Annotated in this window: 20 protein-coding genes; 13 read left to right on the top strand and 7 right to left on the bottom strand. The window is 71.9% G+C overall.

The features are described from left to right. Positions 1-93 precede the first annotated feature (93 nt). On the bottom strand, positions 94-579 hold the full coding sequence (locus CSC62_RS06175) for a DUF456 domain-containing protein (RefSeq protein WP_162405303.1): 486 nt from the start codon (positions 577-579) through the stop codon (positions 94-96). Between the two features lie 253 nt (positions 580-832). Here CSC62_RS06175 and CSC62_RS06170 point away from each other — a divergent pair, with 253 nt between their 5' ends. Further along, on the top strand, positions 833-1,042 hold the full coding sequence (locus CSC62_RS06170; protein WP_162405302.1) for a cold-shock protein: 210 nt from the start codon (positions 833-835) through the stop codon (positions 1,040-1,042). Between the two features lie 97 nt (positions 1,043-1,139). On the opposite strand, the gene CSC62_RS06165 is transcribed toward CSC62_RS06170, so the two are convergent. Further along, positions 1,140-1,610, bottom strand: coding sequence for a glycine zipper 2TM domain-containing protein (locus tag CSC62_RS06165; protein WP_162405301.1), 471 nt, complete (start codon positions 1,608-1,610; stop codon positions 1,140-1,142). Positions 1,611-1,764: 154 nt separating this feature from the next. Next, positions 1,765-2,202, bottom strand: coding sequence for a cytochrome c (locus CSC62_RS06160; protein WP_162405300.1), 438 nt, complete (start codon positions 2,200-2,202; stop codon positions 1,765-1,767). A gap of 106 nt (positions 2,203-2,308) precedes the next feature. On the opposite strand from CSC62_RS06160, the gene CSC62_RS06155 reads away from it, so the two are divergent. Then, the gene (locus CSC62_RS06155) at positions 2,309-3,103 is read left to right on the top strand and encodes a tRNA threonylcarbamoyladenosine dehydratase (RefSeq protein ID WP_162405299.1); all 795 of its coding nucleotides are present in this window, start codon (positions 2,309-2,311) and stop codon (positions 3,101-3,103) included. Positions 3,104-3,112: 9 nt separating this feature from the next. Here CSC62_RS06155 and CSC62_RS06150 read toward each other — a convergent pair whose 3' ends face one another. After that, the gene (locus CSC62_RS06150) at positions 3,113-3,913 is read right to left on the bottom strand and encodes a TatD family hydrolase (RefSeq protein ID WP_211368941.1); all 801 of its coding nucleotides are present in this window, start codon (positions 3,911-3,913) and stop codon (positions 3,113-3,115) included. A 13-nt stretch (positions 3,914-3,926) separates the two neighbouring features. Next, a complete protein-coding gene (locus CSC62_RS06145) occupies positions 3,927-4,154 on the bottom strand; it encodes a DUF6116 family protein (protein WP_162405298.1) in 228 nt (75 codons plus the stop codon). A 160-nt stretch (positions 4,155-4,314) separates the two neighbouring features. Here CSC62_RS06145 and CSC62_RS06140 point away from each other — a divergent pair, with 160 nt between their 5' ends. From CSC62_RS06140 to CSC62_RS06115, 6 genes are all read left to right on the top strand, one after another. After that, positions 4,315-5,118 (top strand): glycine zipper 2TM domain-containing protein, encoded by an 804-nt coding sequence (locus CSC62_RS06140; RefSeq protein WP_162405297.1) that lies wholly within the window; start codon positions 4,315-4,317, stop codon positions 5,116-5,118. Between the two features lie 143 nt (positions 5,119-5,261). Then, a complete protein-coding gene (locus CSC62_RS06135) occupies positions 5,262-6,425 on the top strand; it encodes an acyl-CoA dehydrogenase family protein (RefSeq protein ID WP_162405296.1) in 1,164 nt (387 codons plus the stop codon). Positions 6,426-6,518: 93 nt separating this feature from the next. Further along, positions 6,519-7,070 (top strand): GNAT family N-acetyltransferase, encoded by a 552-nt coding sequence (locus tag CSC62_RS06130; RefSeq protein ID WP_162405295.1) that lies wholly within the window; start codon positions 6,519-6,521, stop codon positions 7,068-7,070. A 109-nt stretch (positions 7,071-7,179) separates the two neighbouring features. Beyond that, positions 7,180-9,468 carry a thiamine pyrophosphate-dependent enzyme gene (locus CSC62_RS06125; protein WP_162405294.1) on the top strand — a complete coding sequence of 763 codons (2,289 nt, stop codon included), beginning with the start codon at positions 7,180-7,182 and terminating at the stop codon, positions 9,466-9,468. Between the two features lies 1 nt (position 9,469). After that, positions 9,470-11,401 (top strand): asparagine synthase (glutamine-hydrolyzing), encoded by a 1,932-nt coding sequence (gene asnB, locus CSC62_RS06120; protein ID WP_162405293.1) that lies wholly within the window; start codon positions 9,470-9,472, stop codon positions 11,399-11,401. A 178-nt stretch (positions 11,402-11,579) separates the two neighbouring features. Then, complete coding sequence (locus tag CSC62_RS06115; protein WP_162405292.1) at positions 11,580-12,134, top strand: NADPH-dependent FMN reductase; 555 nt, start codon at positions 11,580-11,582, stop codon at positions 12,132-12,134. A 4-nt stretch (positions 12,135-12,138) separates the two neighbouring features. Here CSC62_RS06115 and ubiM read toward each other — a convergent pair whose 3' ends face one another. Next, positions 12,139-13,389 carry a 5-demethoxyubiquinol-8 5-hydroxylase UbiM gene (ubiM, locus tag CSC62_RS06110; protein ID WP_162405291.1) on the bottom strand — a complete coding sequence of 417 codons (1,251 nt, stop codon included), beginning with the start codon at positions 13,387-13,389 and terminating at the stop codon, positions 12,139-12,141. Positions 13,390-13,771: 382 nt separating this feature from the next. Here ubiM and smc point away from each other — a divergent pair, with 382 nt between their 5' ends. Together smc and zipA are read left to right on the top strand one after the other, a co-directional pair. Then, positions 13,772-17,275: a chromosome segregation protein SMC gene (gene smc, locus CSC62_RS06105; RefSeq protein ID WP_162405290.1), complete on the top strand. Its 3,504-nt coding sequence runs from the start codon at positions 13,772-13,774 to the stop codon at positions 17,273-17,275. A gap of 85 nt (positions 17,276-17,360) precedes the next feature. Further along, entirely contained in the window at positions 17,361-18,113 is a 753-nt protein-coding gene (gene zipA / locus CSC62_RS06100) for a cell division protein ZipA (protein ID WP_162405289.1), read from the top strand. Positions 18,114-18,355: 242 nt separating this feature from the next. Here zipA and CSC62_RS06095 read toward each other — a convergent pair whose 3' ends face one another. Next, positions 18,356-19,492, bottom strand: coding sequence for a pyridoxal phosphate-dependent aminotransferase (locus tag CSC62_RS06095; RefSeq protein WP_162405288.1), 1,137 nt, complete (start codon positions 19,490-19,492; stop codon positions 18,356-18,358). A 77-nt stretch (positions 19,493-19,569) separates the two neighbouring features. On the opposite strand from CSC62_RS06095, the gene ligA reads away from it, so the two are divergent. The 3 genes from ligA (at position 19,570) to CSC62_RS06080 (ending at position 23,752) form a co-directional block, all read left to right on the top strand. Then, entirely contained in the window at positions 19,570-21,945 is a 2,376-nt protein-coding gene (gene ligA / locus CSC62_RS06090; RefSeq protein ID WP_162405287.1) for an NAD-dependent DNA ligase LigA, read from the top strand. Beyond that, a complete protein-coding gene (epmA, locus tag CSC62_RS06085) occupies positions 21,942-22,934 on the top strand; it encodes an EF-P lysine aminoacylase EpmA (protein WP_162405286.1) in 993 nt (330 codons plus the stop codon). Before ligA ends, epmA begins: the two co-directional genes overlap by 4 nt. Positions 22,935-23,035: 101 nt before the next feature. Beyond that, positions 23,036-23,752, top strand: coding sequence for a DUF3011 domain-containing protein (locus tag CSC62_RS06080; RefSeq protein ID WP_162405285.1), 717 nt, complete (start codon positions 23,036-23,038; stop codon positions 23,750-23,752). The last annotated feature ends 30 nt before the right edge of the window (positions 23,753-23,782 follow it).

Genomic DNA, 23,782 nt, shown 5'->3' with positions numbered 1-23,782 from the left:
GATGCCGCCGCCCAAGCGGCCAGCACCGTGCACGTGGCCACGGACAGGGAAGGATTGCGCTTCAAGGCAGGCTCCTGGGGAAAGGGAACGGCATCAGATGAACCACGCCAGCACGAACAGCCCGAGCATGGCGAAGGCCAGTGCCAGCTTCAAGACGATGCCCAGCAGCAGTCCCAGCCAGGTGGCCAGGCCGACGTGGGTGGCGCGCAGCAGGGTGCGGGTATGCCACAGCTCGCCGGCCAGAGCGCCGACGAAGGGACCGAACAGCATGCCCAGCGGGCCGAACCACAGCCCGACCAGGGTGCCCAGGGCCGCGCCCCAGATCGCCAGCGGCCCCGCGTCCACCCGCCTGGCGCCGAGGGCCGTGGCCAGGAAATCCACCGCGATCGACAGCGCGGTCAGCAGTCCAAGCACCAGAAGGGTGCCAAGGCCGATCCGATCAAAGCCGTTGGCCCAGGCCGCCACCAGCATGCCGGCGAATACCAGCGGCAGGCCCGGCAGGGCGGGCAGGATCACCCCGGCCAGACCGGCCACGACCAGCACCGCGGCTAGCACGTACCAAAGCAGGGAAATGTCCATTCCGCGGGGCTCCTGAGGGGTGTTCCGGACCCCGTACGGGGCGGTCCGGAACATGATTGCATTTCACCTGAACGAGGGGTAAGTTTGGGCCGCTGCGCTTGGCAAGGTCACCGTGTGCCGTGGCCTGCGGTAGGTCCAGATGGTGATGGTGATTGGTCCGCTGTCGATCGTTCCACCTCGCGTACTCCTTGCAACCAGCCGCCGTGGCAACGGCGTATCCACCACCCAGCTAAGTTTCGAGGAGTCAGCAGTAATGGCAGAGCGCGAGATCGGCACCGTGAAGTGGTTCAACGATGCCAAGGGCTTCGGCTTCATCAGCCGCGAGAATGGCGAGGATGTGTTCGTCCATTTCCGCGCCATCCAGATGCAGGGCTTCAAGAGCCTCAAGGAAGGCCAGAAGGTCAGCTTCACCGTCGTCCAGGGCCAGAAGGGCCTGCAGGCGGACGCGGTGCAGGCGGCCTGAGCCGCTGCTTCCGTGGGATGGAAGAACGGCCCGCGCAAGCGGGCCGTTCTTTTTCCGGGTTCCGGTTCCGGCGGCATGCGCCGCGCGGAGGCGGTCGTCAGCGGATCACGACCTTGCCGTTGACCACGCGCACGTAGGTGTTCTCGCGCACGCCGCCCAGGTCGCGCTGGTTGACGACCAGGGTGCGGCCGTCGTCCATGCGGACGTGGATATTGTAGGTGTCGGAGGTGACCCGGTTCTGGATGGCGTTGCCGGCCACCGCGCCGGCGGCCGCGCCGGCCGCGGCGGAGATGTTCTGGTTGCCCTTGCTGCCCCCGGTCTTGTCCGAGATCTCGTGGCCGGCGACCGCGCCGACGATGCCGCCCAGGATCGCGCCGGTCGCCGAAGGCGCGCTGCGGCCCGAGGCGATCGCGTCGATCCGGGTGACGATGCCGCAGTCGGCGCAGCTGGTCCGCGAGGGGTAGGCGGGCGAGGAACCGTAGCCGTAGTTCTGGTTCGGCGAGGTGGTGGCGCAGCCGGCGAGGGCCAGGGTGCCGATCGCGGCAATGCAGAGCAGGCGGGACTTCATGGCGCGTCTCCATGGGTGACGAAGCGGGTGGAAGGCGGTGGAGGACACGAGGTCTCCGTCGCGATCCGTGCCCGCATCCTCCCGCCGGCGGCGTGAATGCAGTGCCAATCGCGGCCGGCGCGCGGCCGTCGGCGCGCGGGTTCTCAGCCCCGGTTCAGCGGAAATCGCGATGGCAGGCCTTGCAGTCCTCGCCAACGCGCTCGACCACCGTGGTGAGCTGGGCGCAGTCCTGCGGCGGTGCGGCCAGGGCGGTGTCCAGGGTGGCGCGCAGGCCGCTGGCCGCGGTCGCGAAGCGGGTGTCGTCGCGCAGGCCGGGGAACGCGGTCTCCACGTCGTTGGCCATGGCCCGCAAGGACTGCAGCCGCGGTAGCGCGTCGCTGGCGGTGCAGCGGTTGGCCTCCACCGCCTTGCGCAGTTCCGAGGACTGCCGGCCCATCACCTGCATCAGCGCGTCCGGGAACGGGTCCTGGCGGGCCTGCAGCGCGCGCAGCAGCATCACCGAGCAGATCGCGCCGGCGACCAGACCGATGACGAGGACGACGAGGTAGCGGGCGGCGGCGGACGGGCGGCGGGGGGCTGGCTGGCTGGCCATCGAGGCTGGCTCCGGAAGTGGTTGGCGACCGCGCAATGATAAGGCGCGGCACGGATCGCAACGCGCCCCCCGGCCGCCGTGCGCTGCCACCGCCTAGAATGTGCGCATGGATCGGATCTTGTTGGAACGCTTCGCCGGCATCGACCGGCTGTACGGCCGCGGCGCGGTGGCCTGGCTCGCCGGCCGGCGGGTGGCGGTGGTCGGCCTGGGCGGGGTGGGTTCGTGGGTCGCCGAATCGCTGGCGCGCTCGGCGGTCGGTGCGCTCGATTTGATCGATGCCGACGACCTGTGCGTGTCCAACACCAACCGCCAGCTGCCGGCGATCGCCGGCCAGTACGGGCGCAACAAGGCCGAGGCGATGGCCGAGCGCTGCCGCGCGATCAATCCCGCGATCGACGCGCGCGCGGTGCCGGCGTTCCTGGCCGCGTCCAACCTGGAGGATTTGCTGGGCGAGGGCATCGACCTGGTGGTCGACGCCTGCGACAGCCTCAAGGTCAAGGTCGAGGCGATCGCGTGGTGCCGGCGGCGCAAGCTGCCGCTGGTGACCGTCGGCTCGGCCGGCGGGCGCACCGATCCGACCCTGGTGCGGGTGCGCGACCTCTCGCGCACCGAGCAGGACGCGATGCTGGCGCTGGTACGCAAGCGCCTGCGCGCCGGTTTCAACTTCCCGCGCAACCCTGACCGCTTCTTCGGCGTGCCGGCGGTGTATTCGCTGGAGAACGTGAAGTACCCGCAGGCCGACGGCAGCGTCTGCGGGGTGCGCCCGCAGATGGACGCCGATGCGGCGCTGAAGCTGGATTGCGGCGCGGGACTGGGCGCGGCCACCCACGTGACCGGCGCATTCGCGTTCGCGGCAGTGGGCAAGGCCTTGGAGCTGCTGCTCAAGCGGCGCCCGGTTTAAGACCGGCGCCTACACGGGAGAGGCGGGCAGGGCGAACAGGCGTTCGGCGTTGGCGGTGGTGGCCGCGGCGATGTGCGCGGGATCCTCGTCGCGCAGGTGGGCCACGGTTTCCAGTACCGTGCGCAGCCGGGCCGGTTCGTTGCGCTGGCCGCGGATGCCAGCGTCGGGCTGGTCGGGCGCGTCGGTTTCCAGCAGCAGGAATTCCAGCGGCATCGCGGCCACAAGGCGATGCAGGCGCTGGGCACGGTCGTAGGTGAGCGGGCCGCCCAGGCCGATCAGGAAGCCCAGGTCCCACAGCTGCCGGGCCTGCTGCTGGCTGCCCGAGAAACTGTGGACCACGCCGCGCAGGCGCGAGGGCTGGCCGGAGGCGACGCCGCCGATGCGGCGGATCGATGCGATCACCGCATCGACCGCACGCCGCGCATGCACGATCAGCGGCAGCCCGGCATCGCGCGCCAGCCGCAGCTGGCCGTCGAAGTACAGCGCCTGGGCCTGCGGATCCAGGCCCGCGACGAACAGGTCCAGGCCGCATTCGCCGATCGCCAGCGGCCGCTCACGCTCGATCCAGGCGCCCAGCTCGTCCAGGTGCTCCGGCCGGTGCTCAGCCAGGAAGGTCGGGTGCAGGCCGTAGGCCGGATGCAGTCCGGGCGCGGCGCGGCAGACCTCGCGCAGCTTCGGCCAGCTGGCCGCGGTGACCGCCGGCACCAGCTGCCGGTCCACGCCGGCGGCGCGGGCGCGTTCGATCACCTGCGCTCGGTCCGGGTCGAACTCGTCCGCGTCCAGATGGCAGTGGCTGTCGACCAGGCGCACGTTCGGGCGGACTTCAGTGCGGCCGGGAACCGGACCCGGGCAGCACCGGCGGCTCCTTGCGCCGCTTCCAGTTGGCCAGCACCAGGGTGCCCAGGCCCAGCGCGATCTCGTCGATGAACGGGATCGGATCGAACGGCCACAGCACGCTGATCGCAAACGCGGCCGCGGTCAGCTTGAACAGGGTCGGGAAGCGCAGGCGGCGCGCCCATTCCAGGAACGGCAGCAGCAGGGGATTGGCCATCGCATCCGGCTCGTGGGGTGTGGTGCGGAACGCTAGCATGCCGGCGGTTCGCGTCCGGTTGTATGCGTTTCCAGGATGTTCGCCCTCCTGTTCAGGTTTGCCGTGATGCAATGCCGCCACGGATTCGCGGGACCACCCCTGACCCGCCGGGAGCCAGACCATGAAGCAAGCGTCCACCATCCTGATCGCCGCCGGTGCCCTGCTGGTCGGCGGCATCGCCACTGCGGCCTACATGAACAACCGCGATCGCCAGCCCGATCCGGTGGCGGCCGAGACCGCGCCGCTGGCGGCGGACGAGGCGACCGCCAGCGACGCGCTGGAGACCGACACCCTGCAGTACGCGCAGGTGCTCAAGGTCGAGCCGGTGACCGAAAAGGAAAAGGTCTACGCCACCGTGATCGGCACCGAGCCGGTGCGCGAGACCACCCAGACCAGCACTCCGCACGAGGTCTGCGAGGACGTGGTGGTGCAGGAGCGCGCGCCCGAGCGCGACGGCAACGTCGGCGGCACCGTGGCCGGCGCGGTGATCGGCGGCCTGCTCGGCAACCAGGTCGGCGGCGGCAGCGGCAAGAAGGCCGCCACCGCGGCCGGCGCGATCGCCGGCGGCGTGATCGGCAACCAGGTCGACAAGCGCCACGTCGGCGGCAAGGTCGTCACCCGCACCGAGCGCCAGTGCCACACCGAAACCGCGGTGTCCGAGTCGACCCGGGTGACCGGCTACAACGTCACCTACCGCAACGCCGACGGCACCACCGGCACCATGCGCATGGCCAGCAAGCCCGGCACCCGGGTGGCGATGGGCAACGCCGACAAGGTCATCGGCTACGACGTCACCTACGTCTACAACGACAGGGAAGGCAGCCTGCGCCTGGACGAGAAGCCGGAAAGCGACCGCCTGCCGGTGGTCGACGGCAAGATCGTGACCGCGACCGCCGCGGCCGAGCCGGCGACGAACAGGCAGTGACATTCCCCCATCGCTGATCCGCGCGAAGGCCGGCCTTGCAGCCGGCCTTCGTCTTTTCCGGCGCATCCACGGCCGAGGCTTGCCCGCCCGGGGCGCGGGACCGATACAATCGCAACCATCCCGTCAACGAGCCCCGATCCGCCATGGCCCTGTCCGCCTACGACCTGTTCGACGTGCGTTCCCTGCTCAGCGACGAGGAGCGCGCCGTCCAGGACGCGGTGGCCAGGTTCACCGACGAGCGGGTGATCCCGATCATCGGCGAGTGCTTCGACCAGGGCCGCTTCCCGAAGGAACTGGTGGCCGAGGTCGCGGCGCTGGGTCTGCTCGGCTCCTCCCTGCCGGAGGAATACGGCTGTGCCGGGCTCAACGCGGTCAGCTACGGCCTGATCTGCCAGGAACTGGAGCGCGGCGACAGCGGCCTGCGCAGCTTCGTCAGCGTGCAGTCCTCGCTGTGCATGTATCCGATCTTTGCCTACGGCAGCGAGGAGCAGCGCCGCCGCTGGCTGCCGGACATGGCCGCCGGCCGGGTGATCGGCTGCTTCGGCCTGACCGAGCCGCACGGCGGCTCGGACCCGGCCAACATGAAGACCCATGCCCGCAAGGACGGCGGCGACTGGGTGATCAACGGCTCCAAGATGTGGATCACCAACGGCAACCTGGCCGACATCGCCATCGTCTGGGCGCAGACCGACGAGGGCATCCAGGGCTTCGTCGTGGAGAAGGGCACGCCAGGCTTCAGCGCCCAGGAGATCAAGCACAAGATGTCGCTGCGCGCCTCGGTGACCTCCTCGCTGTTCTTCGACAACGTGCGCGTGCCCGACGCCAGCCGCCTGCCGAACGTGAGGGGGCTCAAGGGCCCGCTGGGTTGCCTGACCCAAGCCCGCTACGGCATCACTTGGGGTCCGATCGGCGCGGCCATCGCCTGCCTGGACGAGGCCCTGAACTACAGCAAGGAGCGGATCCTGTTCGGCCGCCCGGTGGCCGCGACCCAGAGCGCGCAGATCAAGCTGGCCGAGATGGCCCGCCGGATCACCCTGGCGCAGCTGCTGGTGCTGCAGCTGGGCCGGCTCAAGGACGCCGGGACGATGCAGCCGCAGCAGGTCTCGCTGGCCAAGTGGAACAACTGCCGGATGGCGATCGACATCGCCCGCGAATGCCGCGACCTGCTCGGCGGCGCCGGCATCACCACCGAGCACGCCGCCATCCGCCACGCCCTCAACCTGGAATCGGTGATCACCTACGAGGGCACCGAAACCGTGCACCAGCTGGTGATCGGCCGCGAGCTGACCGGGATCAGCGCGTTCTGAGCGACGCCGCCTCCCGCCGCGGGAGGCGGCGCAAGGGAGGAGGGCAGGGTCCGCCCACGCCTTCCGCAGACTGGGCTGGAGCCGGAGGTGGCGATGGATCTGTCCGAACTGCAACTGCAAACCCCGCGCCTGTTGCTGCGGCTGCCGCGGCAGGAGGACTTCGAGGCCTGGGCACGGTTCCTCGCCGACGAGGAGGCGGTCCGCCACATCGGCGGCACCCAGCCGCGGCCGGTGGCCTGGCGCAGCCTGGCGGCGATGCTCGGCGCCTGGCACCTGAAGGGCTTCGCCATGTTCTCGGTGATCGAGAAGGACAGCGGGCAATGGGTCGGCCGGATCGGGCCGTGGCAGCCGGAAGGCTGGCCGGGTACCGAGGTCGGCTGGAGCATCGTGCGTTCGCGCTGGGGCCGCGGCTATGCGCCGGAAGCGGCGACGGCCTGCATCGACTGGGCCTTCGACGTCCTCGGCTGGGACGAGGTGATCCACACCATCGCCCCGGAGAACGCGAACTCCAGGGCAGTGGCGGCCAAGCTCGGCTCGCGCTTCCTGCGCATGGGCCTGCTGCCCGAGCCGCACCACGAGAAGCCGGTGGAGATCTGGGGCCAGGACCGTGCCGAGTGGATGGCGCGCCAGGGACAGCACGCGTGACCACCGTGCACGACATGTCGATGTCCGGCACCTGCTGCAAGATCCTGCCGGCGATTGAACAGCTGGACCGCGACATCCTCACAGCCACGAGCCTTCCGAACCGCACCGTATGAACGCTGCCGTCCCCGCCGCCATCCCCGCCTGGCCCATCCCTGCCTGGAAACGGGGCATCAACCGTGCCGAGATCTGCGACCGCAACTTCGCCGAGTTCGTGCGCGCTTGGCGCGGCACGCCGGCGCCGCGGCCGCGCGACGATGCCCCGGTCCTGCCGGGCAGCGCGCTGGACGCGCGCGGCTTCCGCGAGCTGCTGGAGTCGCAGCTCATCAGCCGCCACCTGGACCTGATGGCGCGGGTCCTGCGGGTGCAGAACAAGGTCTTCTACACCATCGGCAGCAGCGGCCACGAAGGCAACGCGATGGTGGCGCGGCTGACCCGGCATACCGATCCGGCGTTCCTGCACTACCGCAGCGGCGGCTTCATGGCCGAGCGTTTCCGCAAGCTGCCGGGCATGGACCCGGTGATGGATTCGGCGCTGAGCTTCGCCGCCAGCGCCGAGGACCCGGCCTCCGGCGGGCGGCACAAGGTCTGGGGCAGCAAGCCCTTGTGGGTGCTGCCGCAGACCTCGACCATCGCTTCCCACCTGCCCAAGGCCCTGGGCACCGCGGTGGCGATCGAGCAGGCGCGGCGGATCGGCCACCCCCTGCCGGTGCCGGCCGACAGCATCGCCGTCTGCTCCTTCGGCGACGCCTCCAGCAACCACGCCACCGCCCAGACCGCGTTCAACGCGGCGGCGTGGACCGCCTACCAGGGCCTGCCGGCGCCGGTGCTGTTCGTGTGCGAGGACAACGGCATCGGGATCTCGGTGAAGACGCCCGACGGCTGGATCGGCCGCAATTTCCGCAGCCGTCCCGACCTGGACTACTTCCACGCCGATGGCCTGGACCTGGCCGCCGGCTACGGCCAGGTCCAGGCCGCGGTCGAGCATTGCCGGCGCACCCGGCGGCCGACCTTCCTGCACCTGCGCACCACCCGGATCATGGGCCACGCCGGCACCGACTTCGAGATCGAATGGCGCAGCATCGAGGAGCTGTGCGCGGTCGAGGCGACCGACCCCCTGCTGCGCAGCGCGGCGATCGCGCTCGAGTCCGGGCTGATGTCGGCCGACGAGCTGCTCGCTTCGTACGAGGCCACCCGCAGGCGTTGCTTCGCCGCCGCCGAGGAGGCCGACCGCCGGCCCCGGCTGGCCTCGCTGGCCGAGGTGGTCGCGCCGCTGGCGCCGTACACGCCAGATGCGGTGGCCGCCGAGGCCGCGCGCCCGGCGCCGGAGCCGGCGCGCATCGCCGCCTACGGGGGCGAGGACAAGCTGCCGGAGCAGCAGGCCCCGCGCCACCTGGCGATCCAGATCAACCAGGCCCTGCACGAGCTGATGGCCAAGTACCCGGAGACCCTGCTGTTCGGCGAGGACGTGGCCCAGAAGGGCGGCGTCTACACCGTGACCAAAGGCCTGCAGAAGGCGTTCAAGGGCGCGCGGGTGTTCAACACCCTGCTGGACGAGACCATGATCCTCGGCCTGGCCCAGGGCTACGCCAACATGGGCATGCTGCCCCTGCCGGAGATCCAGTACCTGGCCTACTACCACAACGCCTGCGACCAGATCCGCGGCGAGGCGGCCAGCCTGCAGTTCTTCAGCAACGACCAGTACCGCAACCCGATGCTGGTGCGGATCGCCGGGCTGGGCTACCAGCGCGGCTTCGGCGGCCACTTCCACAACGACAACTCGATCACCGCCCTGCGCGACATCCCCGGGATCGTGGTCGGCTGCCCCTCGCGCGGCGACGATGCGGCGACGATGCTGCGCACCCTGGCGGCGCTGGCCAAGGTGGACGGCCGGGTGGCGGTGTTCCTGGAGCCGATCGCGCTGTACATGAGCAAGGACCTGCACGAGACCGGCGACGGCCAGTGGCTGTTCCCGTACCCGCAGCAGGGCGAGGCCATGGTCCTGGGCGAAGGGCGCGTGTACGCCCCCGACGCCGACGACCTGGTGGTGTTCACCTACGGCAACGGCGTGCCGATGAGCCTGCGCGCCGCGCGCCGGATCGAGGCCGAGCGCGGCTGGAAGGTGCGGGTGGTGGACCTGCGCTGGCTGGTGCCGCTCAACGAGGCCTTCATCGTCGAACAGGCGCGCACGGCCAGGCGCGTCCTGATAGTGGACGAGGGCCGGCGCAGCGCCGGCGTGGGCGAGGGCGTGATCACCGCCATTGCCGAAGGCGGCTACCGCGCCCGTCCGTTCGGCCGGGTGGTCGGCGCCGACACCTACACCCCGCTGGCCGGGGCCGCGTTCCTGGTGATCCCGGGCGAGGACGACATCGTCGCCGCGGCCGCGGCGCTGGTGGACTGAGATGTGCGGGTTGGCCGGGCTGCTTTTGCCGCAGCCGCGCCTGCACGGCGATGCGCTGGCGGCGCAGGCGCAGGCGATGGCCGACGCCCTGGCCCACCGCGGCCCGGACGATGCCGGCGTGTGGGTGGATGCCCAGGCCGGCATCGCCCTGTCGCACCGGCGGCTGGGGATCCTCGACCTGTCGCCGCTCGGCCACCAGCCGATGGTCTCGGCCGACGGCCGTTACGTGATGGCCTACAACGGCGAGGTCTACAACTTCGCCGCCCTGCGCGCGGCGCTGGGCGCGCTGGGCCACCGCTTCCGCGGCCATTCCGACACCGAGGTGCTGCTGGCGGCGATCGCGGAGTGGGGGATCGAGGACACCCTGGGGCGCTGCAACGGCATGTTCGCCATCGCCCTGTGGGACCGGCGCCTGCGCTGCCTGTGGCTGGCCCGCGACCGGGTCGGCAAGAAGCCGCTGTACTACGGCTGGGCCGGCGACGCCCTGGTGTTCGGCTCGGAGCTGAAGGCCCTGTGGCGGCATTCGGCGTTCGACAACGGTGTGGACCGCGATGCGCTGGCCTTGCTCCTGCGGCTGGACTACATCCCGGCGCCGCACTGCATCCACGAGCGCGCGTTCAAGCTGATGCCCGGCTGCCTGCTGCGGCTGGACGCGGCCGCGGTCGCCGCCGGCGCGGCCGCGCACGATCCGCACCGCGACCAGCGGCGCTGGTGGGACCCGCGCGAGCGCATGCGCGCGGCCCTGGCGCGGCCGTTCGCCGGCAGCGCCGAAGAGGCCGAATCGACCCTGGACGGGCTGCTGCGCGACGCGGTCGGGCTGCGCATGGTCGCCGACGTGCCGGTGGGGGTGTTCCTCTCCGGCGGCACCGATTCGTCGACCGTGGCCGCGCTGATGCAGGCGCAGAGCGGGCGGCCGGTGCGCAGCTTCACCATCGGCTTCCGCGGCTCGCGCCACGACGAGGCGCCGCTGGCGCTGGAGGTCGCGCGCCACCTGGGCACCGACCACACCGAGCTGTACCTGGACGGCGCCGACGCGCTGGCGGTGGTGCCGCAGCTGCCGGCGATGTTCGACGAGCCGTTCGCCGACGCTTCTCAGGTGCCGACCGCCCTGGTCTGCCGGCTGGCGCGGCGGGACGTGACCGTGGCCCTGTCCGGCGACGGCGGCGACGAGCTGTTCTTCGGCTACGGCCGCTACCAGCGCGCCCTGCGCAACTGGTCGATGCTGCGCAAGGGGCCGCGGCTGCTGCGGCGCGGGCTGGCGGGGCTGCCGGGCGGGCGCGGCGAGGCTTCGCGCGCCGGCGGCGGCGCGGCCCTGCTGGCGGAAATGGGCGCGCGCGGGATCGGCGACGTCTATCGCAACCGGATCTCGCGCTGGCGCGATCCCGGCGCGGCGGTGGTCGGCGGGCGCGAGCCGGAGCACGTCTACCGCCAGGCCGATCCTCTGGGCCTGGTGGGGCACGAGGCCGAAGCAATGATGCTGGCCGACTTCATGGCCTACCTGCCCGACGACCTGCTGTGCAAGGTCGACCGCACCAGCATGGCGGTGAGCCTGGAAGCGCGCGCGCCCCTGCTGGACTGGCGGGTGGCCGAGTTCGCCTGGTCCTTGCCGCTGGAGCTGAAGCTGCGCGAGGGCACCAGCAAGTACCTGCTCAAGCGGGTGCTGCGCCGCTACCTGCCCGATGCGATGGTCGATCGCGGCAAGCGCGGCTTCGGCGCGCCGGTGAGCGAATGGCTGCGCGGCGACCTGGCCGGCTGGGCCGGCGACCTGCTGGAGCCGGCACGGCTGCGGCGGGAAGGCTTGCTGGAGGTGGAGCGGGTGGGCGCGGTCTGGCGCGGGTTCCGCGAAGGCGAGCGCAAGTGGCACACACACCTGTGGAACGTGCTGATGTTCCAGGCCTGGCATGCGTACTGGCGGTCCGCCCGCGGCGTGTAGGAGCCGGTCTTGCCGGCGACCGCCATGGCGGATGCGTCTGCGTGGAACCGGGTGCCATCGGCACATCCGCCTCCACCGTCGCCGGCAAGACCGGCTCCTACAAAGGCGTGCCTTCACCCGGTGCGAGCGTGGCCCGGCCTAGCATCCGTGGCCTGTTCCCCCGAAGCAGGCCACCCCCATGGACAAGCGCAAGCTCGCGGTATTCGTCGGCAGCCTCCGCAAGGACTCGTTCAACCGCCAGCTGGCGCGGGCGCTGGAGCGGCTGGGCGGGGACCGGCTGGAGTTCGACTACGTCGACATCGGTGCGCTGCCGTTCTACGACCAGGACTTCGATGGCGACTACCCGGCGGCGGGCAAGGCGCTCAAGGAGCAGGTCCGCGGCGCCGACGCGGTGCTGTTCGTCACCCCCGAATACAACCGCTCCATTCCGGGCGCGCTCAAGAACGCGATCGACCTGGCCTCGCGGCCGTACGGCGACAGCGCGTTCGCCGGGCTGCCGGCGGCGGTGATCGGGACTTCGCCCGGGGCGATCGGCACGGCCATGGCCCAGCAGCACCTGCGCAACGTGCTGTCCTACCTGGACCTGGCGGTGCTGCCTCAGCCGGAGGCCTACATCCAGTTCAAGGACGGGCTGGTGGACGGCGAAGGCAAGGTCACCAAGCAGGACACGCGCGAATTCCTGGAGGATTTCCTTGATCGCTTCGTGGCCTGGATCGACCGCCAGCGCGGTTGAGCCCTTACAGGGAGACGCCCGGCCGCAGCTGCGCCAGGCCCGCCCGCAGCCGCTGCAAGGGACTCGGATCGACCGGGCCGGCATTGGTCAGGGTCGTCGCCAGCATCCGCCGGAACGGTGCAAGGTTGCCGCCGGCGCGCAACGCGGCGGCGCGCAGCCAGCGCGCCGGCAGGCGGTCGTCGGTGTACAGGCCGACCACCGCGCGGGTGGCCTGGAACAGCGGCCAGCAGCCGCGGCGGTGGCGGCGGTCGTACTGCGCCAGCAGGGCCGGGCTGGCCGGGTCGCGGCCCTGGCGCATCGCGATCGCGGCGACCCCGGCCAGGCGCTCGACTCCGGTCAGGCCGAGGTTGAAGCCGTGGGCGGTGACCGGGTGCATGCCTACCGCCGCGTCGCCGGCCAGGGCCAGGCGGGGGCCGGTGAAACGCCGCGCCCAGGTCGCCACCAGCGGATAGACGTGGCGGCTGCCGGCCAGTTCCATCCGCCCGAGGCGGCGGTCGTAGCGGCGTTCCAGTTCGGCGGCGAACGCGGCCTCGTCCAGTGCCGCCAGCTGCCGGGCCTGTTCGCCGGGCAGGGTGATCACGGCCGAGGCCAGGTGCTCGGACAAGGGCAGCAGGGCCAGGGTCTGGCCGAGGCCGAACCATTCCCAGGCGGCGTGTTCGTGGCGGCCTTCGTGGCGCATCCGGCACACCAGCATGCTCTTGCCGAAATCGTGCAGGTCGGCGTCGATGCCCAGGGCGCGGCGGGTCTCGGAAAAGCGGCTGTCGGCCGCCACCAGCAGGCGCGCGCGCAGGAGCGGGCCGTCGCGCAGCTGCAGCCGGGCTTCGTCCTCGCCGGCGTGGACCGAATCGATCGTGGCCCCTGCATGCAACTCGATGCCCGGGGTCTGGCGCACCGCCAGCCAGGCCGCGCGCCGGATCAGGGAGTTGGCGACCAGGTCGCCGAGGCGGTCGCCGGCGCCGGGCTCGGGGACGACCCGCATCTCGTGGGCCAGGTCGCGGTCCATCACCCGCGCGGTGCGCAGTGGGTACACCTCGGCGGCGGGGATGTGCTCCCACACCCCCAGCTCACGCAAGAGCCGGACCGACGCGTGGGTGAGGGCGATCTCGCGGCCGTCGAAGGCCGGTTCGGCCAGCGCGGCCTCGGCCTGGCGCTCGACCAGGGCCACCCGCCAGCCCTGCAGGGCCAGGGCGCGGGCCAGGCACAGGCCCACCGGGCCGGCGCCGACGATGGCGATGTCGTGGTCGTGCTGCTGCATGTGCCCTCCGGGCGGTGTCCTGAACCTTGGCCGGCAGTCTAGGCGCTGGGGCGGGAGCGATTCCTGATCCTGGTCAAACCGGCGCGTGGGGCCGGCTCGTGTGCGGACGGCGGGAAGGCGCTGGGTCCCGGCGTTCGCCGGGACGACGGATGAAGCTGCGACGGCGGCCCGGCATGGCCCGCGGAAGCGGCCGCGGCGGCGGCTATACTGCCCGGTCCGGCCCTGTTCCGGCAGGGGTGCAGCCATTGTGAATCAACCACTTGGCTGGTTTTCCGGATAAAACACTTCAGCCCGGTGGCGCGTCGCGCCGTGCCCCCGGTGCCGTACCAGACCGAAGCCCTTCCCCGGCCACGGGGAAAGTCACCAGGAAAGCGACCGCCGCATGCGCCTGTCCACGATCAAGCTGTCCGGGTTCAAGTCCTTCGTCGACCCGACCACGCTGCACCTGCCGACCAACATGACCGGCGTGGTCGGTCCCAACGGCTGCGGCAAGTCCAACATCATCGACGCGGTGCGCTGGGTGATGGGCGAGAGCTCGGCCAGCCGCCTGCGCGGCGATTCGCTGACCGACGTGATCTTCTCCGGCTCGGCCGCGCGCAAGCCGGTCAGCCAGGCGGTGGTCGAGCTGATCTTCGACAATTCCGACCACGCCATCGCCGGCGAATTCGCCGCCTTCAACGAGATCTCGGTCAAGCGCGTCGTCAGCCGCGACGGCCAGAGCCAGTACTACCTCAACGGCACCAAGTGCCGGCGCAAGGACATCACCGACCTGTTCCTGGGCACCGGCCTGGGCCCGCGCAGCTACTCGATCATCGAGCAGGGCATGATCAGCCAGATCATCGAGGCCCGGCCCGAGGACCTGCGGGTGTACCTGGAAGAGGCCGCCGGCATCTCCAAGTACAAGGAACGGCGCAAGGAGACCGAGACCCGGATCCGCCACACCCGCGAGAACCTGGACCGGCTCAACGACCTGCGCGAGGAGATCGACAAGCAGCTCGACCACCTGCGCCGCCAGGCCCGCCAGGCCGAGCAGTACCAGGCCCTCGCGGCCGAGCGCAAGGTCAAGGACGCGCAGTGGAAGGCCTTGCAGTTCCGCGCCCTGGACCAGCAGCTGCAAGGCCTGCGCGAGCGCCTGGGGCAGGAGGAGACCCGGCTCGAACAGATCGTGGCCGGCCAGCGCGAGGCCGAACGCGAGATCGAGACCGGCCGGGTCCGCCGCGAGGAGGCCGCCGAGGCGCTCAACGCCGCCCAGGCCGAGGTCTACAAGGTGGGCGGGGTGCTGGCCCGGATCGAGCAGCAGATCCAGCACCAGCGCGAGCTGTCCAGCCGCCTGAACCAGGCCCGGGACGAGACCGCTACCGCGCTGGAGGAGCTGGACCGCCACATCGGCGGCGACCGCGAGAAGCTCGAAGCCCTGCGCGAGGCGGTCGAGGAGGCCGAGCCGCGGCTGGAGCAGCTGCGCGAGGACGACGTGTTCCGCCAGGAAGCCCTGCGCGAGGCCGAGGCCGCGCTGGCCGACTGGCAGCAGCGCTGGGAGACCCACGGCCGCCAGGCGGCCGAGGCCACCCGTGCCGGCGAGGTCGAGCGCACCCGGGTCGACTACCTGGACCGCCAGGCGCTGGAAGCCGAGCGCCGGCGCGAGGCGCTGGCGTCCGAGCGCACCGGCCTGGACCTGGAGGCGCTGGCCGAGGCCTTCGAGCAGGCCCAGATCCAGCACGAGACCCAGAAGGCCGCGGTCGACGGCCTCAACGAACAGCTGGAGGCGCGCAAGCAGGCCGTGTCCGCCCTGCAGGAACAGCAGCGCGGCGCCCAGGGCGAACTGGCCGAGGTGCGCAAGCAGGCCCAGGCCGCGCGCGGCCGCCTGTCCTCGCTGGAGACCCTGCAGCAGGCCGCGCTCGGCCAGGAGCAGGGCGCGGCGGTGGCCTGGCTGAAGGCGCGCGGGCTGGATTCGGCCGCGCGCGTGGGCGAGAAGCTCATCGTCGACGACGGCTGGGAGAACGCGGTCGAAAGCGCCCTGGGCCAGCTGATCGAGGGCGTGCTGGTCGATGCGCCCGAGCAGTTGGTCGAAGCCCTGGCCGACCTCGGCGAGGGCCGGATCGCGCTGGTGGCCGACGAGGCCGGCGAGGCCGCATTCGCGCCGACCTCGCTCGCCGCCAAGGTCCGCGGCCCGCTGGCCGTGCGCCGCCTGCTGGCGCGCCTGCATGCCGCCGACGACCTGGCCCAGGCCCGCGCCCTGCTGCCGCGGCTGGGCGAGGGCGACTCGATCATCACCCGCGCCGGCGAGCGCCTGGGCGAGGGCTGGGTGCGGGTCTCGCGCCAGGGCGCGGCCAAGCAGGGCGCTTTGCTGCGCGAGCGCGAGATCCAGTCCCTGCGCGCCTCGATCGAGGAACTGCAGCGAAGCGAGGCCGGGCTGGAAGAGCGCCTGGCCACCCAGCGCGACCAGCTGCTGGCAGCCGAGCAGGCGCGCGAGGACGCCCAGCGCCAGCTGTACCTGGCGCACCGCGCCGTGTCCGAGCTGGCCGGCCAGCTGCAGAGCCAGCAGGGCCGGATGGACACCGCGCGGCAACGGATCGAGCGGATCGAAAGCGAACTGGCGCAGCTGGCGCAGACCCTGGACGACAGCCGCGAGCAGGCGCGCGAGGCGCGCAGCCGGCTCGAGGACGCGGTGGTGTCGATGGGCGACCTGGAGTCCGCGCGCCAGGCGCTGGAGGCCGAGCGCCGCCAGCGCACCGAGGCCCGCGACCTGGCCCGCGACGCCGCCCGCGCCAGCCGCGACGCCAGCCATGCCCTGGCCCTGGGCCTGGAATCGCAGCGCACCCAGATCGCCTCGCTGACCCAGGCCCTGCAAAGGATGGACGCCCAGCGCGGCCAGCTGGATTCGCGCCTGGGCGAACTGAGCGCGCAGCTGGACACCGGCGACACCCCCGTGCAGACCCTGGAGGCCGAGCACCAGGCCGCGCTGGCCGAACGGGTGCGGGTGGAGCGCGCGCTGGGCGAGGCCCGGAGCGTGCTCGACGCGATCGACCACGAACTGCGCGGCCACGAGCAATCGCGCCAGCAGCGCGACGAGCAGTCGCTGGCCCAGCGCGAGCGCATCGCCCAGCGCCGGCTGGAGCAGCAGGCCCTGCAGCTCAAGGCCGAGCAGCTGGTGCAGGCGATCGTTGCCGACGGCCAGGCCATGGACGACGTGGTCAACTCCCTGCCCGAGGTCGCCGACCCACGCGAGTGGGAGGCCTCGGTGGTCCAGATCGACGCGCGCATGCGCCGGCTGGAGCCGGTCAACCTGGCCGCGATCCAGGAATGCGGCGAGGCCGAGCAGCGCAAGCAGTACCTGGACGCGCAGAACACCGACCTGACCACCGCGCTGGAGACCCTGGAAGAGGCGATCCGCAAGATCGACCGCGAGACCCGCGGCCGCTTCAAGGACACCTTCGACCGGGTCAACTCCGGCGTGCAGGCGCTGTACCCGCGCCTGTTCGGCGGCGGCCACGCCTACCTGGAGCTGACCGGCGAGGACCTGCTCGACACCGGCGTGGCGATCATGGCCCGCCCGCCGGGCAAGCGCGTGTCCAACATCTCCCTGCTGTCCGGCGGCGAGAAGGCGATGACCGCGGTGGCCCTGGTGTTCGCGATCTTCCAGCTCAACCCGGCCCCGTTCTGCCTGCTGGACGAGGTGGACGCGCCGCTGGACGAGGCCAACGTCGGCCGTCTGGCGGCGATGGTCAAGGAGATGAGCGAGAAGGTGCAGTTCCTGTTCGTCACCCACAACAAGGCGACGATGGAGGCGGCCAACCAGCTCTCCGGCGTGACCATGCGCGAGCCGGGCGTGTCGCGCCTGGTCAGCGTGGATCTGGACGAGGCCGCGCGCCTGGCCGGGGCGGCCTGAGGCGTCGTCGAACCGGCCCGGGGTTTTTCCTGAATGGCCAACGTGACATGCTTGCCCTCCATCCGATACGGCGGAGACGCGTTCCATGTCCGACATCGCCTGGCTGCGCATCGGCATCCTGGCCGCAGGCCTGCTGCTGATCGCAGGCATCCTGTGGTTCGGCCGCCCGCGCAGGGAGCAGCAGGGCCGCCGCCGCGAATCGCCGGCGATGACCCCCGAGTACGGCCGCGCCCGGCGCGAACCGGCGCTGGACGACGGCGCCGCGGGCGCTGACCCGGCCGGCGAGGGCGATTACAGCGGCGAGGGCGTCTCCCAGCCGGGCCTGGGCCTGGCGGACGAACCCGCGCCCGGCGCCGGCAACAGCCTGGGCCGGCGCGAGAACCAGGACTTCGACAAGATCGTCTCGCTGTACGTGGCCGCCCGCGCCGGCGCCACCCTGCGCGGCGAGGACATCGTGGTGGCGGCGGAGAAGACCGGCATGGTCTTCGGCCACATGAACGTGTTCCACCGCCTGCTGGAAGGCCATCCGGAACGCGGGCCGGTGTTCAGCATGGCCAGCATCATCAAGCCGGGCAGTTTCGACATGGCCCACATCCGCGAGCTGGAGACCCCGGCGGTCGCCTTCTTCCTGACCCTGCCGGCGCCGGTGCCGGCGCTGGACGCCTGGGAGAAGATGCTGCCGACGGTGCAGCGCATGGCCGAACTGCTGGAGGGCGTGGTCCTGGACGACAGCCGCAATGCCCTGGGCCGGCAGCGCATCGCCCACATCCGCGACGAGCTGCGCGCCTACGACCGCCAGCACGAGGCGCCGCCGCTGAGCAAGCCGCCGCGCTGGTGAGCGGGAGGCCATAACTGGTCCGCCGCTTCTTCTGCGCGCGGTGGGTTTGGGACTTCTATGGCCCGTCGTCCCCGCGCAGGCGGGGACTCAGCGACTTTGCTTCACCCTGTAGGAGCCGGTCTTGCCGGCGACCGCCATGGCGGATGCGTCTGCGTGAAACCGGCTGCCATTGATGCGTCCGCCTCCACGGTCGCCGGCAAGACCGGCTCCTACAAAAATCGACGCAACCGCGAGAGGCGTCCCTACGCGCCCGACACGACCTGCACGAACGCTTCCCGGAAGCGCGCCATCTCCGCGTCCGTCCCTACCGTGATCCGCACGTGGCTAGGCAGCGCCGGCCAACTGCGGCCGACGAACACCCTGTGCCGGGCCATCGCGGCGGTGAAGGCCTTGCCGTCGCCCTTGACGTCGACCATGAAGCAGCTGGCCTGGCTGGGCAGGCAGGCGTGGCCGCGTGCGGCCAGCCAGGCGACGGTCGCCTCGCGCAGGCGGGTGTTCTCCGCCTTGCGCGCGGCCAGGTGCGCAGGGTGCTCCAGGCTGGCGATGCCGGCGGCCACGCTCGGCACCGGCAGGCTGTTGGCGCCGGACAGCAGCAGCTTCTGCAGCAAGTCCGACCGGGCCGCGGCCAGGCCCAGGCGCAGGCCGGCCATGCCGTAGATCTTGGAGAAGGTGCGCAGCACGATCGCGTCGGCGCCAGCGCGGACCAGGTCCAGGGTGTCCGGCTCGTCGCTGTAGTGGATGTACGCCTCGTCGATCAGCAGGACGCTGCCGGCCGGCTTGTGCGCCAGCAGCCAGTCGATGTCGGCGCGCGGGGTGATCGAGCCGGTGGGATTGTTCGGGTTGCAGACGTAGATCAGGCCGGCCCGCGTTTCCGCGGCGGCCCGGGCCATGGCCTGCACGTCGTGGGCGCCATCGGCGCGCAGGGGTACGCGCCGCGCCGGCGTGCCGTGGGCGCCGGCCATCTGCGCCAGCGACTCGAAGGTGGGGTCGGCGGTGACCAGGCCGGCCTGCGGCGAACAAAACGCCAGCGCCGCGCCGTCCAGGGCGATGCCGGAGCCGCAGTAGCCGGCGACCTGGTCTTCGCCCAGGCCGTTCTGGGTGGCGAACAGCGCGGTGAACTCGCGCTGCAGGCCGAACAGGTAGCGGTTGGCGCGGCCCATCGCCGCCAGCGCCGCTTCGCGCGCCTCGGGGAAAGGGCCGAGCGGGTTCTCGTTGTAGTTCAGCAGCACCGCGTCGGCGGCATCCATGCCGGGCACGGTCGGCGGCAGCTGCTGGGCCCGGGCCTGGCCACCGGCACCCAGCAGGGGCGCCAGTCCGGCGGTGGCCAGGCTGCAGGCCGACAGGCCGAGGAAGTGGCGGCGGCTGAGGGGCAGGGCCATGGGGTCGGGCGGCGGGAAGGACACGGCACGCTACGCCCTCACGCGGCCGGCCGGCAACCGCCGGGTAAAATCGGCGCATGAGTCCGCAACCCCAGCACGCTTCCGATCCCGCCTCCCGCGTCGCCGAGCTGCGCGCCCGCATCGAGGACGCCAACCGCCGCTACCACGGACTGGACGCACCGGACATCACCGACGCCGAGTACGACGCGCTGGTGCGCGAGCTGGAGGCGCTGGAAGCGGCGCATCCGCAACTGGCCAGTACCGAGTCGCCCACCCGCAAGGTCGGCGCGGCCCCGGCCGGGCGCTTCCCGCCGGTGGTGCACGCGGTGCCGATGCTGTCGCTGGGCAACGCCTTCGACGACGAGGAGGTGGCCGATTTCGTCCGCCGCATCCGCGAGCGCCTGGACCGCGAGGACCTGGCGTTCTCGGCCGAGCCCAAGCTCGACGGCCTGGCGATCAGCCTGCGCTACGAGGACGGCGCGTTCGTGCGGGGCGCGACCCGCGGCGATGGCGCCACCGGCGAGGACGTCACCGCCAACCTGCGCACGATCGCGGCGATCCCGCACGCGCTGCAAGGCCGCGGCTGGCCGCAGGTGCTGGAGGTGCGCGGCGAGGTCTACATGGCCCGCGCCGACTTCGAGCGCTGGAACGAGCAGGCGCGCCTGCACGGCGGCAAGGTCCTGGCCAACCCACGCAACGGCGCGGCCGGTTCGCTGCGCCAGATTGATCCGACCCTGACCGCGCGCAGGCCGCTGAGCTTCTTCGCCTACGGCATCGGCCAGGTCGAGGGCGGGACCCTGCCGGACACCCATTCCGGCACCCTGGCCCGGCTGCGCGAGTGGGGATTCCCGGTCAGCGAACTGGCCACGGTGGTGCACGGGGTCGAGGGCCTGCTCGGCTATTACCGCGGCATCGGCGAAGCGCGCGACGGCCTGCCGTTCGACATCGACGGGGTGGTCTACAAGCTGGACGACTACGCCGGCCAGCGCGAGATGGGCTTCGTCTCGCGCGCACCACGCTGGGCCATCGCCCACAAGTTCCCGGCCCAGGAGCAGACCACGGTGGTCGAGTCGATCGAAGTCAACGTCGGCCGCACCGGCGCGGTCACGCCCTGGGCGCTGATGCAGCCGGTGCAGGTCGGCGGGGTCACGGTGACCCGCGCCACCCTGCACAACGCCGACCACGTCGCCCGCCTGGACGTGCGCGCCGGCGACACGGTGATCGTGCGCCGCGCCGGCGACGTGATCCCGGAGGTGGTGCAGGTCGTCGCCGACCGCCGGCCGCCGGATGCGCAGCCGTGGTCGATGCCGATGGTCTGCCCGGTCTGCGGCGCCGAGGTGGTGCGCGAGGATGGCGCGGCGGTGTGGCGCTGCTCGGGCGAGCTGAGCTGCCCGGCGCAACGGGTGCAGTCGGTGTTCCACTTCGCCTCGCGCCGGGCCATGGACATCGACGGCCTGGGCGAGCGCTACATCGAATCGCTGTCCGAGCTCGGCTACCTGCAGGACGTGGCCGACCTGTACCGGCTCACGATCGAGGATCTGCTGGAGATGAAGCGGCGCGCGGACGAAAGGGACGGTACCACTCCCGCCGCTCTTGCCAAAAGCGGGGTGAAAGCCGGAAAGGTCGCCAGCAAGTGGGCCGACAACCTGATCGAGGCCATCGACCGCAGCCGCGACACCACCCTGGCGCGGTTCCTGTTCGCTTTGGGCATCGAGCACGTCGGCGAGAGCACGGCCAAGGCGCTGGCGCAGTGGTTCGGCGACCTGGAGCTGATCCGTCGGCTGCCGTGGCCGCTGTTCAAGCGCGTGCCCGACATCGGCGGCGAGGTGGCGCGCGCGCTGGGGCATTTCCTCGACCAGCCGGGCAACCAGCAGGTGATCGACCGTCTGCTCGAGCGCGGGGTGCGGATCGGCGACAGCCACCCGCCGCACCCGAAGCTGGGCGAGGCCCTGGATCTGGCCACCCTGCTGGTCGACCTGGAGATCCCCAAGGTCACCGCGATCCGCGCCGCCCAGCTCGGCACCGCTTTCGCCGATGCCCAGGCCCTGCTGGACGCGCCGGTGCACAATCTGGTCACCGCCGGGCTGCCGGCCGAGACCGCCAACGCCCTGGTCGCCTGGCTGGAGGACGAGGCCCATGCCGGCGTTCTGCTGCGCGGCGCCCAGGCCCAGGCCGAACTGCGCGCGCGCCTGCCGGCACGCCCGGCGCAGGCCGCCGGCCCGCTCGAAGGCAAGACCGTGGTCCTGACCGGCACGCTGTCGGCGATGGGCCGCGACGAGGCCAAGGACAGGCTCGAGGCGCTGGGCGCGAAGGCCGCCGGCAGCGTCTCGAAGAAGACCAGCTTTGTGGTCGCGGGCGAGGCGGCCGGTTCCAAGCTGGCCAAGGCCGAGGAACTGGGCATCGAGGTCTGGGACGAGGCGAAGCTGCTGGCTTTCCTGGAGCGTCATTCTTGAACGCCGGCGATTGGGGCCCGAGCGCCGGGCTGGAGGCCTTGCGCCTGCGCGCCAAGGTGTACGCGCTGGTGCGCGAGTTCTTCGCCGCGCGCGGCGTGCTGGAAGTGGAGACGCCGGTGCTGTCGGAGGCCGGCAACACCGAGCCGAACATCGACAGCTTCAGCACCGGCTTCAGCGGCCACCGCGATGCCGGATCGCCGCAGCGCTGGCTGCGCACCTCACCCGAATACCCGATCAAGCGCCTGCTCGCGGCCGGCATCGGCGATTGCTACGAGCTCGGCCGGGTGTTCCGCAACGGCGAGGCCGGCGGCCGCCACAATCCCGAGTTCACGATGCTGGAGTGGTACCGGGTCGGCTGGGACCACCTGCGCCTGGCCGAAGAAACGGTCGAGCTGGTGCAGCAGGCGCTGGCCCTGGCCGGGCGCCGGGCCGAGGTAGTGTCCACCAGCTATCGCGAGCTGTTCGTGCGGGGCGCGGGCGTGGATCCTTTCCTCGCCGACGAGGCCCAGCTGCGCGCGCCGCTGGCCGACGTCGGCATCGACGCCGAAGGCCTGGGCCGCGACGACTGGCTCGACCTGCTGATGACCCACCGGATCCAGCCGCATTTCCCCGCCGACCGGATCACCGTGGTCCACGACTGGCCGGCCAGCCAGTGCGCGCTGGCGAAGCTCCGCATGCCGGCGCCGGGCGAAGAGGGGCCGGCGGTGGCCGAGCGCTTCGAGCTGTACCTGGGCCGCTTCGAGCTGGCCAACGGCTACCACGAGCTGACCGATCCGGACGAGCAGCGCGCCCGCTTCGAGCGCGACAACCGCGGGCGCGAAACGCGCGGCGGGGTGCGCCCGCCGCTGGACGAGCGCCTGCTGGCGGCGCTGGCCGCGGGCATGCCCGACTGCGCCGGGGTGGCCCTGGGCGTGGAGCGGCTGCTGATGGCGCTGGCCGGCACCGACCGGATCGCCGACGTGCTCGCCTTCGACTTCGCCCGGGCCTGAACGGATGGGTTTGCATTCACCATGCCTTGCCGGCGCCGGGTGAGAATCCGGTGACGCGGAACCTGACAGGGGGCGATGCGATGCGGGTCGAAGGCGGTTCGATGACGGGTGCGTTCGGGTTCCGGCTGGCGCGGGTCGCGGGCGGCATTGCGCTGGCCTGCGCCTGGACCGCGGCGTTCGCCGGGACGGAACCCGCGCCGGCGCCGGCGGCCGATGCGGTGGTGCGCTGCGAATCGGAAGACCTGCGCCGGGTGCAGTGCCCGATGGACACCTCCAGCGGCGTGGACCTGGTCCGCCAGCTCTCGGAGAACGCCTGCATCCGTGAAGTGGACTGGGGCGTGGACACGCAGGGCGTGTGGGTCGCGCGCGGCTGTCGCGCCGAGTTCCGCGGCCGCGGCCAGGTGACCGGTGTCACCCGCCACGTGATCCGCTGCGAGTCCGGGCGCGGCAGCCTGACCAGCTGCGCGGTCAACCTGCGCGGCGCGCCGGTGCGCCTGCTGCGCCAGCTCTCGAGCCTGCCGTGCCGGCAGGGCGAGACCTGGGGCGCCGGCCGCAACGAGGTCTGGGTCGCGCGCGGCTGCAAGGGCGAGTTCGAGGTCGGCGCGCGCGAGGGCGGCTTCCCGCCCGGGCCGCGGCTGCTGACCTGCGAATCGAAGGGAAGGCTCAAGCGTTTCTGTGGCGCCAGCGTCGGCGACGGCAAGGTGATCCTGGTCCGGCAGCTGTCCGGCATGACCTGCGAACAGGGCGAGAGCTGGGGCTGGGAACGCGACGGCGTCTGGGTCGACCACGGCTGCCGCGCCGAATTCGCCCTGCCGTAGCCATTCCTGCAGGGATGGCCGCCACCGGTC

Origin of the sequence: Pseudoxanthomonas jiangsuensis, from assembly GCF_010093185.1 — a bacterium.
Lineage (GTDB): Bacteria > Pseudomonadota > Gammaproteobacteria > Xanthomonadales > Xanthomonadaceae > Pseudoxanthomonas > Pseudoxanthomonas jiangsuensis.
This window is presented reverse-complemented; position numbering and strand designations above follow the sequence as displayed.

Bases quoted from the DNA above. Each gene is read 5' to 3' on its own strand.
- CSC62_RS06175 (WP_162405303.1), bottom strand. From the start codon at position 579: ATGGACATTTCCCTGCTTTGGTACGTGCTAGCCGCGGTGCTGGTCGTG.
- CSC62_RS06170 (WP_162405302.1), top strand. From the start codon at position 833: ATGGCAGAGCGCGAGATCGGCACCGTGAAGTGGTTCAACGATGCCAAG.
- CSC62_RS06165 (WP_162405301.1), bottom strand. From the start codon at position 1,610: ATGAAGTCCCGCCTGCTCTGCATTGCCGCGATCGGCACCCTGGCCCTC.
- CSC62_RS06160 (WP_162405300.1), bottom strand. From the start codon at position 2,202: ATGGCCAGCCAGCCAGCCCCCCGCCGCCCGTCCGCCGCCGCCCGCTAC.
- CSC62_RS06155 (WP_162405299.1), top strand. From the start codon at position 2,309: ATGGATCGGATCTTGTTGGAACGCTTCGCCGGCATCGACCGGCTGTAC.
- CSC62_RS06145 (WP_162405298.1), bottom strand. From the start codon at position 4,154: ATGGCCAATCCCCTGCTGCTGCCGTTCCTGGAATGGGCGCGCCGCCTG.
- CSC62_RS06140 (WP_162405297.1), top strand. From the start codon at position 4,315: ATGAAGCAAGCGTCCACCATCCTGATCGCCGCCGGTGCCCTGCTGGTC.
- CSC62_RS06135 (WP_162405296.1), top strand. From the start codon at position 5,262: ATGGCCCTGTCCGCCTACGACCTGTTCGACGTGCGTTCCCTGCTCAGC.
- CSC62_RS06130 (WP_162405295.1), top strand. From the start codon at position 6,519: ATGGATCTGTCCGAACTGCAACTGCAAACCCCGCGCCTGTTGCTGCGG.
- CSC62_RS06125 (WP_162405294.1), top strand. From the start codon at position 7,180: ATGAACGCTGCCGTCCCCGCCGCCATCCCCGCCTGGCCCATCCCTGCC.
- asnB (WP_162405293.1), top strand. From the start codon at position 9,470: ATGTGCGGGTTGGCCGGGCTGCTTTTGCCGCAGCCGCGCCTGCACGGC.
- CSC62_RS06115 (WP_162405292.1), top strand. From the start codon at position 11,580: ATGGACAAGCGCAAGCTCGCGGTATTCGTCGGCAGCCTCCGCAAGGAC.
- ubiM (WP_162405291.1), bottom strand. From the start codon at position 13,389: ATGCAGCAGCACGACCACGACATCGCCATCGTCGGCGCCGGCCCGGTG.
- smc (WP_162405290.1), top strand. From the start codon at position 13,772: ATGCGCCTGTCCACGATCAAGCTGTCCGGGTTCAAGTCCTTCGTCGAC.
- zipA (WP_162405289.1), top strand. From the start codon at position 17,361: ATGTCCGACATCGCCTGGCTGCGCATCGGCATCCTGGCCGCAGGCCTG.
- CSC62_RS06095 (WP_162405288.1), bottom strand. From the start codon at position 19,492: ATGGCCCTGCCCCTCAGCCGCCGCCACTTCCTCGGCCTGTCGGCCTGC.
- ligA (WP_162405287.1), top strand. From the start codon at position 19,570: ATGAGTCCGCAACCCCAGCACGCTTCCGATCCCGCCTCCCGCGTCGCC.
- CSC62_RS06080 (WP_162405285.1), top strand. From the start codon at position 23,036: ATGACGGGTGCGTTCGGGTTCCGGCTGGCGCGGGTCGCGGGCGGCATT.